We start from the raw sequence: 14,642 nt of genomic DNA on the forward strand, positions 1-14,642 counted from the left end.
TGAAGCTGCAATATTTGCTTGTTAAAAGCAGAATGCGTAAATTGTTGATTATGAATGTTGTATGGGTGACTGTTTTTCCTTTAAAACCAACGGCTCGTTGGTTTTAAAGGAAGGACCCGTTGCACACCGAGGAACGGGCCGTTGGTTTTAAAGGAACGAATGAGTTTATTATTCAATTGTATGAATAATTCTTTTTGTGTGTGGATTTATTCCTTTCTATACTTTCCGGCATTATTTCAATGCTTCTATGACTTTCGGCAACATTGTCCAGATCGTATTCTCATCTTGTGCAGTAAAGAAGTTGCCATCTATCTCAGATTTTTCATCCGTGGCAATTCCGTTTTGAATGGCAGGTTTGGCCAGCGGATGGACAGCGACTTTTTTACCTTTTGTTATACCTGTAAAGTCAAACATCATTGCACCGGCACAGTGTCCGATCATCATCTTTCCTTTTTCTCCGAAAGTCTTGATGACTTCCATCAAGTCCACATTGTATGGCTGGTTTGCATACTGCTGGAATACAGGTACTGCATCTCCACAGGAGAATACAAGTGCATCAAATTCGTCTTCATGCCCTTTTAGATTAGCAATCACATCATCTACTATTAGGACCATTCCTGAATTGGTTTTGATCTCTTTCGTATCCGATACGGCAAATACTTTATAGGAAATGCCATTTTCGAAAAAGGCTTCCAAGTATTGGAATAAACCACAACCATTTACCGGATTCACTGCTAAAACTGCTACTTTCTTTGCCATAATCATAATTATTTAAATGAAACAATAGTTATTTTTAGTAAGTTTATTACTTTTGTGATGCAAATGTATCTACCTTAATTGAAAAATACAAGAACGAACCTCAGAATAAGGTAGTTACATGGAAGTAACTATTGTTGAAACTCAGTATAATACAAAACGTTAAAAAGATGAAAAACTTTCACCCGACAGGGAATTGCCCTGTAAGAGATGTCATAAGCCGCTTGGGAGACAAATGGTCGATGCTGGTACTGATAACTTTGAATGCGAATGGTACGATGCGTTTTAGCGATATTCATAAAACGATAGAGGATATTTCACAGCGGATGCTGACTGTTACTCTTCGTACGCTCGAATCTGACGGTTTGATTGAACGGAAAATATATGCGGAAGTACCTCCCCGTGTAGAGTATTATCTGACAGATACAGGAGGAACTTTGATTCCGCATATTGAAGGATTAGTGGGCTGGGCTTTGGAAAATATGGATACGATTCTGGAGCATAGAAAAAGTAACTGACCGGATTATGAATAAAGTAGTGGATACTGTTCTACAAAGTATTCACTATTTTATTTCATTCCATTTCGGCGGAGTTGTATTTAATAGATTGCGCACGAAGAAGTCGTAGCGTTTATGTTCACCGAAACTTTCTCCCATAGTGTGGTGAGCACCGGGAATAACCACTAACTCAAAATCTTTATTGGCTTTGATCAACGCATTTGCTACCTGCATGGTAGAAGCCGGATCTACGTTATCATCCATTTCACCTACTACCAGCATTAACGGGCGACTGAGTAAGTGAGCATTCTCAACATTCGATCCTTCTTTATATTGTTCACCAACCGGATAACCCAGCCATTGTTCATTCCACCATATCTTATCCATACGATTGTCATGGCAGCCACAGGCAGAATATGCTGCTTTATAAAATTCGGGATGAAACAGTACTGCTGTCATTGATTCCTGTCCACCTGCGGAACAACCATAAATTCCGACACGATCTATGTCCATATAAGGGTACTTTTGGGCAGCGGATTTTATCCAGGCAATATGATCGGGCAATCCGGCATCTTTCAGATTCTTGTAACATACGTTTTCGAAAGTGCGTGAACGGAAAGAAGTTCCCATCCCATCTACCATGACAACAATAAAACCGAGTTCGGCAATACCACTCATAAAGTAGTTATAAGGAATAAAGGTTTTGGGTACGTATTGATTACCCGGTCCTTGATAGATATACTCCAAAACGGGGTATTTTTTGTCAGGATCAAAATTGCTGGGACGAATGATGATTCCCCACATATCCGTTTTTCCGTCACGACCTTTGGCGGTGAATACTTCGGGAGCTTTCCAGCCTTCAGCTTCCAGACGACTGATATCAGCCGTTTCAAGTGGCATGATGACTTTTCCGTTTTTGGCATCCCGGAGTACGGCTACAGGAGCTTTGTCTACCATAGAATATACATCAACTAAATATTGCATATCTTTTGAGAACCATGCATTATGCATTCCTTCTGTCGGAGTGAGACAAGTGAGATTCTTACCGTCGAAGCCGATACGATAATAACGGATCAGGTAGGGATCTTCTTTAGCTTGTACGCCATTTGCCGAGAAATAAATAAGTTGGTTGGTTTCATCTACCCGGAGGATATCACGTACGTACCATTCGCCTTTGGTTATCTGACGAATAGGCTGGGCTGTAGTACGGTCATACATATACAGGTGATTCCAGTTGTCACGTTCACTCATCCATATCATTCGTTTTCCATTTTGTAAATCATGTCGGAAACGACGGGAATAATTAACGTATTTGTCGCTTGTCTCTTCTATTAACGGGCGTACCTTTCCTGTTGCGGCAGAAAATTCCAATACCCGGTAGACCTGATGTCCGCGCTGATTGTATTCGAAAGTGATGGCTTGACTGTCGCTGTTCCATTCGGGGGCCGTAATGTAATATTGTTGAGAGAATAAATCTGTCGATGGAATCACACTGTGTCCTGTTTCCACATCGTATATGCAGGGTATCTTAAACGGAAGTTCATCGCCCGGTTTGGCATACTCTTGTTTGTGGAGTTTGGGTTGAAGCTGATCGCTTGGGGAGGATTCCACATAATATACATAGCGTTTTTCTACCGGACGAATCTTGCAGGAAGCGACTTTTTTGCTGTCGGGAGACCAGCGGATATAGGCTGAGTAATAATTTCCCAAAGTACCGTCCAGACTTAGCTGTTTTTCTTTTCCGGTAGCTGTTTCTTTTACATATATATTATGATTCTTAATGAATGCTGTATATTTCTTGTCAGGAGAGGTGACGGGAGCAGCCGTCTTTTCATCATCTGTTTCCATCCAGTGGCGTTGTTTGCGTGGAGTGGGCAGAGCACCTTCATCTGTCAGCTGATTTTTGTCGATGACATACATCCAGCGATGATTGTTGAAAACGAAATGTAGCGTATCCAGTCCGTTGTTGACAGACAGACGATCCAGATAAAGAGAAGTGGCTTCTATTTTGCGTCCCGATGCCTCACTTAAAGCTGCTGCCACGAGTTTGTGGTCAAACAAGTCTTTTCTGTTTTGAGTGTCGGCATCCACTAATACATAGATACGTCCGTCGGGAGTATTTCGTACATACCAGAAATAATGCGTTTTACCAATCCACTCCGGATTGACATTGGAATAGAATACTTTGTTTGCACTGAATTTTTCTCCTGCTGAGTAAGCACGACGGTAATCTTCTATAGTACCTTGTGCGATGGCTATGTTTGTGCAGAAAAGCATGGCTGCTAATAGTAGGTTTTTCATGGCTCGTTAATTAATTTTTGCCAACAAAGTAAACGATAATAATAAGAGAAAACAAGTGCATTGTATTATTTTTCTATTGATTTGGATGATTGTTTGATTCTTTAGTACACCTTTAAATTGGAGAATGACTACTTCCTTGAAATGGAAGTCAGTGGTGTGGTGCGTGAATAGTATTCGGAAATATTTTGTTGTATTATACGGAAGAAGCTGCTCAGGAGTTTTCGGGAACAGTATATGTTCCCGAAGACGTGGAGAAAATACTTCTCTGATATATGTGATGCAGCAAGCTGCTATCAATTTATCCCTTTACGCCCATAAATTTGAAAGGCAGCGCTGTTTTAAAATTCTTGGCTGTATTTCCATGATACATCTCTCCATTGGCAATAGACAGTTTGAACACCGGAGCTCCTTCCGATAAATCGAAATCTTTCAGATTTACCCAAAAGGTATTCGGAGTCAGACTTGATTCGAAAAAGTATCTCAGGTTCTTGCTCTCCGAAACGGTTCTCCATTGCGTAGTGGAAATCTCGGGACTTTCGGGAGTGGATATCCCGTAAGGAACAGAAGCATTGCGTACAACACTGAATACACTGGCAACAGCTATTCTTTCATCGTCGGTCTCGGGCAATGCGTTGATGTAGAAGCTGGCTCTGGCAAAGCGGTCGGCAGCGCGATTCGTACCGGGCAGAAAGCTCAGTCCTCCTATCGATTTCCAGTATTCGCTCAGTGCCAGTTGCTTGTTGTAAGTAGGAGAGTTGGTCATAACCTTGTATTCCTTACTGTGATATACCGTGAGTTTCCCACCGATATATTCAAAAATGGCACAGTCACCTGTAGCATCCGAAATAGATAAATGTAAAGTAGCCAACCGGGAACCGTCCGGCATCATATCCGAAACGACCTGAAAGGTATCTTCGTCAATGTATGCTACGGCTTCTTCTACGGTGGCAAAATTGTCCAGCATATATTGCACCCAGGCTGTAATGGCAAGTCCCGGTTTATTCTTATCTCTTACGGGGTATTCGGTTTCGGGCAACCAAAGCAGATTGGCGACCAATCCTTTCTCATTCATACCGTCCGTACTGGCGATCTCGAAAGCGGAAGTCACTACGCTACCGTATCTGGAAGTCCATTCCAGCGAGTTCTCTCCGGTTTCTCCGTTCCGTTTCATCCCTCTGGGAAACACCCAAAGGTTGCTGTGCATATCTGTTTTCCAGTCCATAGAACGACCGGTTGCTACCATACCATTGCTTCCTGAATAAACGACTCTCGTACACATAATTTCGATTTTTAGTTATAGGTTTATTATTGGTTATTCATCTGTGAGATGCAACCTGTTCGGAATTCTGTCACAGAACTATCAGTCACGATAGTGAGAAGTTAACAAGAATATGCCCTTAAAGTTCAGCGTTTGTATTGATAGCGCGAGATTGCTGAGCCGGTTTTTCAAGATATACTTTCGGGAAATTGTTTATCAGGTGAATTTTTATACCTTTGCAAGATACTGATGAAAGGTTCAAAGTTTTAAAATATGGAGATAAAAAAAGTAATTTCGGATAAAAAAGAGTTCTTGGAACTGTTGCTTTTGGCTGATGAACAGGAGAGTATGATCGACCGCTATCTGGAACGTGGCGATATGTTTGTCTTGTATGATAACGGATTGAAAGCGTGCTGTGTCGTAACCCGTGAAGGGGAAGGAATTTATGAAATCAAGAACATAGCTACGATCTCTTTTTTCCAGCGGCAGGGATATGGAAAACGCTTGATTCAATTTTTATTTGATCATTATCGGGGGAAATGCTCAGAATTGCTGGTCGGTACAGGCGATGTACCTTCTACGCTTTCTTTCTACGAACATTGTGGCTTCACCATTTCCCATCGGCTAAAGAATTTCTTTACCGACAATTACGACCATCCTATGTACGAAGACGGCAAGCAACTGGTGGATATGGTATATCTGAAAAAGACATTTTAGTATTTGCTTTGTGATGGAGATGGATATAAACCGGTTGGTGAAAGAGTATGGAAGCTATCAAAAGAGATTTAGGTTATCCGATTGTGTGGATGAAATAATAGAACTGTATGTTTATATTATCAATAGAAGAGCCCGTAATATTGATAGTTTCTTCATCTGAAAAGAGAGGTCTATTATTCTTACATTTATTATTTCCGTTGTTAATAAACGCAGTTTCAGTTTCTAATAAACTTTTTGCACGTTTATTAGAAACGGTATTCGAGTTTATTAAAAACTATTTTTTGAGTTTTGGAAGAAAATATAAAATGAATTAAGCGAAAATATAAACAAAATGGGGCAATAATCATCCGACTATTGCCCCATATCATGGTTGCTCTGATATAAAGAGATATCAGTTTATGTGTGTGTTATGTATCTATTTTTTTAATAAAACTCATTCTTTTTTAGTTTTCTTTCCTCAAAGATACAACATTAAAAGCCGTTTGTCAAGTGTTTCATAAGAAAAGCGGGTTATTCACCAAATAGCTCTGATTTTATTTATAAATCATATACGGTTACAGCTATTTCTTTGGTGATAAGCTCTTCTTTTATGATTTGCTCCATAAGTTCCCACTTGCCACCTGCCAGTCCACAGCCAATACGGGGCATATGTACACTTGCCTTGTGGTCAATTGCAAACAGGGCTACCTCCTTCAAACATTGCCGAACAGCGTCATAACGGATGGGAGGGAGTCCTTTACTGTCTTTATAAATGCCATGTTGTCCTATCATATTGGCGACATATAACTCATTTTCAACATTTACAAACTGTACAGCTCCCAAAGTAAATTCTTCCTGTGATTTGTACCACTGGCGATAGGCTTCTTCCGGCATTTTCCATTTTTTAGAAAGTGCCAGTACAAACCCTTTTCCCCATCCTCCGATATCGTTGCAAATATGAGTAATCACTTTGACACCTGAACCAATCGGTGCTGTGGCATCTCCTTTTATATATAGTATTTCCATCGTTTTATCTTTTTAATCAAAGCAAAGATAGAAAAAAACAGAGATATGGTGAATAATAATGGAAAGTTCTTCTTTGAATGAATATAAAAATGATTATAATTAAATCAATAATGAATAAAATTAAATTCTATATTAATATTATTGATGTGATCGTTTGTTTTATTCGAATTTATCTCTACTTTTGCATCATAAATGAAGATGATATGAATGAAGTAAAGAAACGGTTACCATTGCAATGTCCATCCTGTGATGCTCCATTGAAAGTAGGACGGTTGTTTTGTGAAGAATGCAATACGGAAGTTTGTGGCAATTTTGAATTGCCTTTACTGGCGCGCCTGTCGGAGAAAGAGCAGCAATTTGTTCTTGATTTTGTAAAGTCAAGCGGCAGTTTGAAAGATATGGCGAAGAACATAGGAGTCAGCTACCCTACAGTTCGAAATATGTTGGACGATATAATAGATAAACTAACTAAAATGGATATGTGATGAAAAACAAAGTAAAATTAATAGTGAATCCGTTTATTCGGATTGCAGGTGGTCAAGCGTTGATATGGGGCTTTCTGGGCTTAATAGTATCTACCTTATTGTGTTGGATATCGGGTTATCATTATCATGGTTTGCTTCATTTTGGACCGGCCCCCAATCCGGCTTGGTGGTGTTATCTGGCGGAACATCTGATTGTGTGGCTGATTCCTGCACTGCTCTTTTATCTGGGAGGTCTTTTTCTGTCTCATTCCCGCATTCGTGTGATAGATGTACTGGGTACTGTTTTGTTTGCTCAGCTGCCGTTGCTTGGAATGAATCTGATCAGCCTGTTGCCGGCCATGCGGATGATGTCACAAATGAACATGAATATGTCTCCCGAAGAAATGCTGGCACAGCCTTATTTTATCCTGGCAATGATTCTTACACTGTTGGGATTGCCGTTTCTGATACTTACTTTGATTTGGATGTTTAATGCCTTGAAAGTGTCTTGTAACTTGAAACAATGGAAGTTATGGACAGTCGCACTTATAGGAATTATTGGTGGTGACGTCTTGTGCCGGTTCCTGATAGGATGGTTGTATTAACGGCTTAAATATAGTGACACTATCCCGTCACGATAGTGTCACTATGTCTCTGTGATAGTGTCACTATAACGAGCGGATAGTGACACTATTTTCAATCATGGTAATTATTACACCATAATTAATTTTACTCATTGAACCAGTCTATCTTCTTGGAGAAATACATTACCATTGCCAAAATGATAAATAGTCCCAGACTGCCTGCTAATAATGCAAAGGTTTCCAGTTGAATCAAAACGAAGATATAAAGGTAGAGTACACTTAATAGTCCGGACATGATCAATGACGGTTTCTTCTTTTTGGTGATTCCCAACATATATCCGCCAACTAATATAATAGTCAGTGCCGCAGATAACAAATAAGCAGGATTAAAGCCGATATGTTCGGAGAAGGAGAGCAGCAGACTATAGAACAGGCAGAGTGCTAAACCTACCAATAAATACTGTAACGCATGAATACGGGTTTTATTCATGATTTCAGTGAAGAAAATGACACCGAACGTCAGCAGAATAATCAGAATAGCATATTTGGCTGAACGCATGGACTGTTGATACTGCTCTACCGGTATTTTGAAGTTGACGCCGAAACTGGAGTTCTCAATATCCTTGATATTGGTATTGTTGTAATTCACCAGAACCTGCGAATAGTTGCGGTTCAGATTCAGTACCTGCCATTGTGCCGAGAATTCTTTTTCTGTAATCTCGCGGTTGTTGGGCAAGTAGTTTCCTGTAAAACTTGGAGTATTCCAGTTGGCTTTCAAATCAACACGGGTCGTTTTACCCAATGGGATAAAGTTGATGGACTGCGAACCTTTCAGCTTGATTTTAATCTCATAAGGCAGTTTCTTGTTCTTCTTCAGATCGGATAAGTCGGTAATGGCGTGTACTCCCGTAGCGCCTATCCCTCTGTTATCCATTCCCGGTTCAAAGACGTAAACAGAATCTCCCAGCGTGATACTGATCTGCTCGCTGATGCCCCGCATATCCGTCAGGTTCAGGCAGATGGCAGCTCTGTCAAATTGTAGTTGTTCCATATCCACCCTGCTTTTTATCAGCTCTTCGGGACTGAATAAACCTTTCAAAGTCAGTTCCGACTGATACACGTTCACTTCATAAATACTTCTTTTGAGTATTTCGGTTTTCAATTGTCCATTGACCAGAAGTTCGTCCGGAAACAAGAAAAGGTCCTTGATTGATACCTTCTTTTCCCCGTTGTTCTCTGTCGTTACCGGATACTGGATATTCAGATAGGGACCGGTAATGGTTTGGGCAAGGCTCCATTTCTCGCTTACTTCATTAATAGCTTCTTCCTGCGTACGTCCCCGCTCGGAAATAAGATCTTCGATCATGAACATCGGTATCATCAGAAGAATGATTAATCCTCCGATAATGATGACCTTGATTGTTTTAGAGAAGCGGCGGAGGCATCCCAGCGGTTGTTGTTCCTGCACTTGCTCAGTTGATTTTTCATTGAAACCGTCCATAAGATAATAGTGTTTAGTGAATTATTATGTTGACTTTAGAAAATTCTCCAGGGCTTCAATATGAGATTTGAAGGCTTCTCTGCCTTGCTTTGTGGCCCGGAAAACAGTTCGCGGTTTTCGTCCTACAAAGCCTTTGCTGCATTCGATGTAGCCGAGTTCTTCCAGCGCACGGGTGTGGCTGGCCAGATTGCCGTCTGTCAGTGAGAGTTGTTCTTTCAGAAAATTGAAATCAGCTTCCTCATTGACCATCAGAACAGCCATAATTCCTAGCCGGACCTTACTCTCGAATGCCTTATTTATATTTTGAAATGCTTCTATCATTTATGACTGCTTTCTTTCGTAATGTAAATAGAACAGTATTCCATAGAGGATATGAAATCCACCGAAACCTATCGTCCAGAACAGTAAGGCGTGGCCTTCCCAAAAACTATCTATGACTCCCAGACAGATAAAAGCGTATCCCAACCAAGCTATATTGGCATAGGTAAATTTAGAAACATTGACCAAAGTCAGTCCATAGAATAAAAGCATGACCGAGGATAAAATGTCATAATATCCATGCAGCAGCAGAGAAATACATAAAGCACCTCCGGTCAGCATCGGAAGTGAAAAATTCCATAATGCCCGATAGGTCAGCTTGCTGAAAAATTTTTGTCGCAGCTTTTTGGACTTGTTGTAAGACAGTATGCCGGCAGTGACGGCGGCAGCTGCCAATACAAGGATGGCTACCATAATCATCAGCTTCAAGGCTACGATTAATGTTGTGTCCGGGGTAACAAGGCAAGTGGCGATGTATGTACCCGCTAGTGCGTAAACTCCGGCCATAATAGCCGCTAATCCACTGATCGAGATAAACTTGGAGGACTTTTCCATCAACTCTTTTATCTCATTTACTGATTCTAATGCTTTATCTTTATTCATATAAAAAGTACTTTGTGATGCAAAGTAAAATAAAAGATTTCAGATGAACAAAGATTCTGCTCATTTATTTTGAAAATTAGAGATTAGTGTGGGTGAATGGAACAATTTATAGAGTCGTTTTATATGAAATTAGTCAAACATTTGACTAATTCGGTAGAAATACATACCTTTGCGCCCGAAAAAGGTAAAAAGTACTTTTATGATAAGAGAAGGAGCAGAGTTTAGAGAACTCATGCTACAGGTTTTCCGTACCCGCATGGCTTTTCGTAGGTCGATGCAGCGGACACTGAGAAAGAACAACGCAGGTATCACATTCGAAATGCTTCAGGTACTGAGCTGTTTATGGCATGAACAAGGCATTAGCCAGCAAATATTGGCTGAACGTATCGCAAAAGACAAAGCATGTCTGACCAATCTGATGAACAATCTGGAGAAGAAAGGGTATGTCCACCGGAAGGAAGATCCGGCAGACCGCCGCAACAAACAGGTTTATCTGACTCCGGAAGGAGAGGAGTTTAAGGAACAGATTCGTCCCATACTGGATCAGGTTTATGTATACGCAGAACAGGTGATTGGCATAGAAAGCATTGAACTCATGTTATCGGAATTAAAGGGAGTATACGATGTTCTTGAAAACGTATAGGGTATATCTGATGGGGCCGCTCTGCCTGATGTTCGCCGGTCAGCCGGCAAAGGCGCAGACGGATTCTTTATTTCTTTCCGTAGACCAGCTTTTCGAACGGGGGGTGCAGCATAGTTTGCAGCTTCAGGCGGATGCGCTCAAAGAAGCCATGGCGCAAGAACGGACACGGACGGCACGCACATCATCACTGCCCGATCTGCAAGTGGGATTGAAAGGAGGTTTTGTGGGACAGCCGGTCGTTTGGGAACGGGGATTGTCCGGCCCGACATATCCGGATATTCCGGACTGGTCACAGAATTACGCCATCGACTTTTCCCAACCACTGTATCAAGGTGGCAAGATTCGGAGGACTATCCATAAGGCAGAGATGGAAAAACAAGTTGCCGAGTTGCAGACATTAACAGACCAGGCGGAAATCAAACTTGGTTTGCTGAACCAATACATGAATCTGTTCAGCCTTTTCAAGCAGCATGAGATATTGATGCGGAACATTGAGGAATCCGAATTACGCCTGCGGGATATTCGCCGGATGAAAAAGGAGGGGGTGATAACGAATAATGATGTATTGCGCAGCGAGATGCAGTTGACGAACGACCGTTTGTCTTTGCAGGAAACGGAAAATAGCATCGTACTCGTGTCGCAGCAGCTGGATATTTTATTGGGACAGGATGAGAACCTGTTACTGAAACCGGATACGACCCTACTGCATCAGGCAGTTGCTCTGGAAGCGTATGACGACTATATCACCCTTGCTTACACAAATGATCCGGCAATGAAATTGCTCAGAAAACAAACGGAACTTGCCCGGAACGAGATCCGGTTGGCTCAGTCGTTGTCTCTTCCCAGCATATCGCTGTATGCCTCAAATACACTGGCACGCCCTGTTTCGCGTACATTGACGGATATGTACAACAATAACTGGAATGTAGGACTGTCGGTTTCTTATCCTTTATCCTCAATCTACAAAAACAGTCATAAAATAAAGGAAAGCAAACTGATGGTGTCTTTGCGTAAGAATGATGAAGAGCAGAAGATGCAGAGAATCCGTATGGATGTGCGCACTGCTTTTCTGCGGCATCAGGAAGCTTTGCAACGGGTAGAAGCCTTACAGTTGTCTGTCCGGCAGGCGCAGGAGAACTATCGTATTATGCAGAACCGTTATCTGAATCAGTTGGCTATTCTGACTGACTTGCTGGATGCCAACTCTGTCCGTTTGAATGTAGAGTTGCAGCTGGTCACTGCCCGCACTCGTGTGATTTATACTTATTATCAACTTCAGAAGGCTTGTGGTCGTCTATAATATATTAGGGTTATGGCAACATTAAAGGAAAAAAAACGGAAACTTAAAAAAATGAGAGCTCGCAACATCATATTAAATATGGTGTGTGTATGTTTGGCTGTCTCCGGGCTCTGGTGGACTATTACTTATTTTTGGCGTTACATTAACTACGAAGTGACCAATGATGCTTTTGTAGACCAATACGTTGCTCCGTTAAATATACGTGCTTCGGGATATATCAAGGATATCCGTTTCAAGGAACATCAATATGTGCGTCAGGGAGATACCTTGTTAGTGCTCGATAACCGTGAATATCAAATTAAAGTGAAGGAAGCCGAAGCAGCTCTGCTGGATGCGCACGGTTTGCAGGATGTTCTTCACTCAGGTATCGAAACTTCCCATACTAATATAGCCGTGCAGGATGCCAATATAGCCGAAGCGAAGGCGAAGCTCTGGCAATTGGAACAGGACTATCATCGCTTTGAACGTTTGCTGAAAGAAGAATCGGTGCCGGAACAACAGTACGAGCAGACCAAAGCCGCGTATGAAGCAGCTGAGGCACGCTATCAGGCATTAGTCGCACAAAAACAGGCTGCTTTGTCGCAATATGCGGAAACGAGTAAAAAGACAACCGGAGTTCAAGCCGGTATCTTGCGTAAAGAAGCGGATTTGGATTTGGCTAAATTGAACTTGTCTTATACGGTACTCACTGCTCCATACGATGGATATATGGGCAGGCGCACCTTAGAACCCGGACAGTATGTCCAGACGGGGCAAACCATCTCTTATCTGGTACGCAACAAGGATAAATGGATTACTGCTAATTATAAGGAAACACAGATTGCCAATATCTATATTGGTCAGCAGGTACGTGTTAAAGTAGATGCGTTGCCCGGGAAGATTTTTAACGGGGAAGTCACTGCTATCTCGGAGGCAACCGGGTCGAAATATTCTCTGGTTCCCACAGACAATTCCGCGGGAAACTTTGTAAAAGTACAACAGCGTATCCCGGTACGGATAGAACTGGAGAATATCTCTTCAGAAGAAATGGCACAATTAAGAGCGGGTATGATGGTTGAAACAGAAGCTTTGCGCAAATGATAACAATGAAAGAGTTGGGAGTACCCGTTCGTTCCTGGGTGCCCGATTGGTTGGGGTTCTGTTGCATTTTCATTGTTATTCTTCCGGTTACCATGCTGAATGGTTCGTATACCGGAAGCATGCTCGAAGTATCGAATACGCTTGGAACCAATTCGGAAGATATAACGATGGGATATTATGCGGCTTCGGCAGGCATGGCCATTGCTTATCCTATTATTCCTAAAGTGCTGGCAGCCGTTTCGGTCAAGTTTCTCTTGCTGATAGACTTGCTCCTGCAGTTCTTTTTGAGTTGGATTTGCGCCCGTTCGCAGAATGCCGATATTCTGATTGCCTGCAGTTTTGCTATCGGCTTTCTGAAAGGTTTTCTGATGTTATGGTTTATTCGTTATGCACAGAAGATTTTCAGTGCGAAGAATATCCGCAGCGAGTTCTATTCTTATTTTTATCCATTAGTGTACGGGGGCGGACAGGCTTCCATGTTGGTCACTGCGCAATTGGCATATCACTATAACTGGAAGTATATGTATTACTTCATGATGCTTTTGATTCTGGTTTCTGTTCTGTTTGTTATCATCTGTTTCCGGCATAACCGCCCGATTAAATCGGTGCCGTTATCCGATTTGCATATTCGGGAGATGTTTATCATTTCGGTAGGGCTGCTGATGCTGATTTACGTCATCAATTATGGGAAAGTTCTGGATTGGATGGCTTCTGCCAAACTTTGTGCTTATATTGTAATTTCTCCTATACTGATCGCATTATTTATCTGGATTCAGCACCATTCGAAGAATCCCTATGTAAGTCTTGCCCCTCTGTTTCAGCCTAAAGCAATCATCGGATATTTCTATATGATGCTTGTTATGTTTTTCAGTACATCCACCACATTATTGACCAATTACCTGAGCATCATCCTGAAAGTAGACAGCACGCATACCTATTCTCTTTATATCTTTTTGCTCCCGGGGTATGTAATCGGAGCTTTTATCTGTTTCTGGTGGTTTCGTTGGCAGCGTTGGCGTTTCCGGTTTCTGATAGCGGGCGGAATGAGTTGTTTTGTTATTTTCTTTGGTGTTCTTTATTTTGGCATTGCGCCGAACAGTACGTATGAAATGTTATATCTGCCCATCTTTTTTCGCGGATTGGGTATGTTGACTTTGATTATAGCCTTTGCCTTGTTTGCCGTAGAAGATTTGAACCCGAAGTTTTTGTTGTCGAATGCTTTCTTTCTGATAATCTTCCGTTCGGTACTGGCACCTATCATGGCTACTTCTTTTTACAGCAATATGCTGTATCGTCTGCAACAGAAATATATATATTCTTTGTCGGAGACTATCACGACTGCCGACCCGCTGGCTGCGTCCCGTTATACTCAATCTCTGAATAATGCGCTTGCACAAGGACATAGATATGATGAAGCGGTACAGATAGCTACCCATTCTCTTTATGGAACTTTGCAGGAGCAGAGTCTGTTGCTTGCACTGAAAGAAATATTAGGTTATCTGTTGGTGATATCGGTCATAATAGCTGTTATCTCGCGTTTCATTCCGTTTCATAAGACGATTCGTGTTACATTTGCCAAGACGGGAGATGATATGGTATAGCATATAAAAATGAG

Annotated in this window: 15 protein-coding genes; 8 read left to right on the top strand and 7 right to left on the bottom strand. The window is 41.6% G+C overall.

The features are described 5' to 3' along the window. Nucleotides 1–231: 231 nt before the first annotated feature. A complete protein-coding gene (locus tag KTR07_RS09980) occupies nucleotides 232–759 on the bottom strand; it encodes a DJ-1/PfpI family protein (protein WP_008765001.1) in 528 nt (175 codons plus the stop codon). 167 nt (nucleotides 760–926) lie between these two features. On the opposite strand from KTR07_RS09980, the gene KTR07_RS09985 reads away from it, so the two are divergent. Further along, nucleotides 927–1,274 carry a helix-turn-helix domain-containing protein gene (locus KTR07_RS09985; protein WP_008763033.1) on the top strand — a complete coding sequence of 116 codons (348 nt, stop codon included), beginning with the start codon at nucleotides 927–929 and terminating at the stop codon, nucleotides 1,272–1,274. A 45-nt stretch (nucleotides 1,275–1,319) separates the two neighbouring features. Here KTR07_RS09985 and KTR07_RS09990 read toward each other — a convergent pair whose 3' ends face one another. Together KTR07_RS09990 and KTR07_RS09995 are read right to left on the bottom strand one after the other, a co-directional pair. Then, the gene (locus tag KTR07_RS09990) at nucleotides 1,320–3,554 is read right to left on the bottom strand and encodes a DPP IV N-terminal domain-containing protein (RefSeq protein WP_022471474.1); all 2,235 of its coding nucleotides are present in this window, start codon (nucleotides 3,552–3,554) and stop codon (nucleotides 1,320–1,322) included. A gap of 298 nt (nucleotides 3,555–3,852) precedes the next feature. Beyond that, nucleotides 3,853–4,833: a linear amide C-N hydrolase gene (locus KTR07_RS09995; RefSeq protein WP_008763035.1), complete on the bottom strand. Its 981-nt coding sequence runs from the start codon at nucleotides 4,831–4,833 to the stop codon at nucleotides 3,853–3,855. A 252-nt stretch (nucleotides 4,834–5,085) separates the two neighbouring features. On the opposite strand from KTR07_RS09995, the gene KTR07_RS10000 reads away from it, so the two are divergent. After that, a complete protein-coding gene (locus KTR07_RS10000) occupies nucleotides 5,086–5,529 on the top strand; it encodes an N-acetyltransferase (RefSeq protein WP_008765003.1) in 444 nt (147 codons plus the stop codon). A gap of 537 nt (nucleotides 5,530–6,066) precedes the next feature. Here KTR07_RS10000 and KTR07_RS10005 read toward each other — a convergent pair. Next, complete coding sequence (locus tag KTR07_RS10005; RefSeq protein WP_008763037.1) at nucleotides 6,067–6,534, bottom strand: macro domain-containing protein; 468 nt, start codon at nucleotides 6,532–6,534, stop codon at nucleotides 6,067–6,069. 203 nt (nucleotides 6,535–6,737) lie between these two features. Between KTR07_RS10005 and KTR07_RS10010 the strand changes: the two genes are divergently transcribed. Beyond that, nucleotides 6,738–7,019: a DUF2089 family protein gene (locus KTR07_RS10010; protein ID WP_008763038.1), complete on the top strand. Its 282-nt coding sequence runs from the start codon at nucleotides 6,738–6,740 to the stop codon at nucleotides 7,017–7,019. Further along, nucleotides 7,019–7,603 carry a hypothetical protein gene (locus KTR07_RS10015; RefSeq protein WP_008765005.1) on the top strand — a complete coding sequence of 195 codons (585 nt, stop codon included), beginning with the start codon at nucleotides 7,019–7,021 and terminating at the stop codon, nucleotides 7,601–7,603. The genes KTR07_RS10010 and KTR07_RS10015 overlap by 1 nt, the downstream gene beginning before the upstream one ends. A gap of 124 nt (nucleotides 7,604–7,727) precedes the next feature. Here KTR07_RS10015 and creD read toward each other — a convergent pair whose 3' ends face one another. From creD to KTR07_RS10030, 3 genes are read right to left on the bottom strand one after another with little or no spacing between them, the layout of a single operon-like run. After that, entirely contained in the window at nucleotides 7,728–9,083 is a 1,356-nt protein-coding gene (gene creD, locus KTR07_RS10020) for a cell envelope integrity protein CreD (protein ID WP_022471472.1), read from the bottom strand. Between the two features lie 24 nt (nucleotides 9,084–9,107). Beyond that, nucleotides 9,108–9,404: a transcriptional regulator gene (locus tag KTR07_RS10025; protein WP_008763041.1), complete on the bottom strand. Its 297-nt coding sequence runs from the start codon at nucleotides 9,402–9,404 to the stop codon at nucleotides 9,108–9,110. After that, nucleotides 9,405–10,004: a hypothetical protein gene (locus KTR07_RS10030; RefSeq protein WP_008765007.1), complete on the bottom strand. Its 600-nt coding sequence runs from the start codon at nucleotides 10,002–10,004 to the stop codon at nucleotides 9,405–9,407. A gap of 202 nt (nucleotides 10,005–10,206) precedes the next feature. On the opposite strand from KTR07_RS10030, the gene KTR07_RS10035 reads away from it, so the two are divergent. The 4 genes from KTR07_RS10035 to KTR07_RS10050 are packed head-to-tail and all read left to right on the top strand — an operon-like array spanning nucleotide 10,207 to nucleotide 14,628. Further along, complete coding sequence (locus tag KTR07_RS10035) at nucleotides 10,207–10,647, top strand: MarR family winged helix-turn-helix transcriptional regulator (protein WP_032840730.1); 441 nt, start codon at nucleotides 10,207–10,209, stop codon at nucleotides 10,645–10,647. Beyond that, a complete protein-coding gene (locus KTR07_RS10040; protein WP_008765009.1) occupies nucleotides 10,628–11,947 on the top strand; it encodes a TolC family protein in 1,320 nt (439 codons plus the stop codon). Before KTR07_RS10035 ends, KTR07_RS10040 begins: the two co-directional genes overlap by 20 nt. Before the next feature lie 12 nt (nucleotides 11,948–11,959). Beyond that, the gene (locus KTR07_RS10045; RefSeq protein WP_022471471.1) at nucleotides 11,960–13,027 is read left to right on the top strand and encodes an HlyD family secretion protein; all 1,068 of its coding nucleotides are present in this window, start codon (nucleotides 11,960–11,962) and stop codon (nucleotides 13,025–13,027) included. Then, a complete protein-coding gene (locus KTR07_RS10050; RefSeq protein WP_022471470.1) occupies nucleotides 13,024–14,628 on the top strand; it encodes an MFS transporter in 1,605 nt (534 codons plus the stop codon). The genes KTR07_RS10045 and KTR07_RS10050 overlap by 4 nt, the downstream gene beginning before the upstream one ends. Nucleotides 14,629–14,642: the final 14 nt, after the last annotated feature.

The sequence above is a fragment of the Bacteroides sp. MSK.20.82 genome (assembly GCF_019052485.1).
GTDB lineage: Bacteria > Bacteroidota > Bacteroidia > Bacteroidales > Bacteroidaceae > Bacteroides > Bacteroides thetaiotaomicron.

Coding starts and splice junctions, on each gene's coding strand:
- KTR07_RS09985 (WP_008763033.1), top strand. CDS start 927: ATGAAAAACTTTCACCCGACAGGGAATTGCCCTGTAAGAGATGTCATA.
- KTR07_RS10040 (WP_008765009.1), top strand. CDS start 10,628: ATGTTCTTGAAAACGTATAGGGTATATCTGATGGGGCCGCTCTGCCTG.
- KTR07_RS10015 (WP_008765005.1), top strand. CDS start 7,019: ATGAAAAACAAAGTAAAATTAATAGTGAATCCGTTTATTCGGATTGCA.
- creD (WP_022471472.1), bottom strand. CDS start 9,083: ATGGACGGTTTCAATGAAAAATCAACTGAGCAAGTGCAGGAACAACAA.
- KTR07_RS10010 (WP_008763038.1), top strand. CDS start 6,738: ATGAATGAAGTAAAGAAACGGTTACCATTGCAATGTCCATCCTGTGAT.
- KTR07_RS09995 (WP_008763035.1), bottom strand. CDS start 4,833: ATGTGTACGAGAGTCGTTTATTCAGGAAGCAATGGTATGGTAGCAACC.
- KTR07_RS10025 (WP_008763041.1), bottom strand. CDS start 9,404: ATGATAGAAGCATTTCAAAATATAAATAAGGCATTCGAGAGTAAGGTC.
- KTR07_RS10045 (WP_022471471.1), top strand. CDS start 11,960: ATGGCAACATTAAAGGAAAAAAAACGGAAACTTAAAAAAATGAGAGCT.
- KTR07_RS10050 (WP_022471470.1), top strand. CDS start 13,024: ATGATAACAATGAAAGAGTTGGGAGTACCCGTTCGTTCCTGGGTGCCC.
- KTR07_RS10005 (WP_008763037.1), bottom strand. CDS start 6,534: ATGGAAATACTATATATAAAAGGAGATGCCACAGCACCGATTGGTTCA.
- KTR07_RS09990 (WP_022471474.1), bottom strand. CDS start 3,554: ATGAAAAACCTACTATTAGCAGCCATGCTTTTCTGCACAAACATAGCC.
- KTR07_RS09980 (WP_008765001.1), bottom strand. CDS start 759: ATGGCAAAGAAAGTAGCAGTTTTAGCAGTGAATCCGGTAAATGGTTGT.
- KTR07_RS10000 (WP_008765003.1), top strand. CDS start 5,086: ATGGAGATAAAAAAAGTAATTTCGGATAAAAAAGAGTTCTTGGAACTG.
- KTR07_RS10030 (WP_008765007.1), bottom strand. CDS start 10,004: ATGAATAAAGATAAAGCATTAGAATCAGTAAATGAGATAAAAGAGTTG.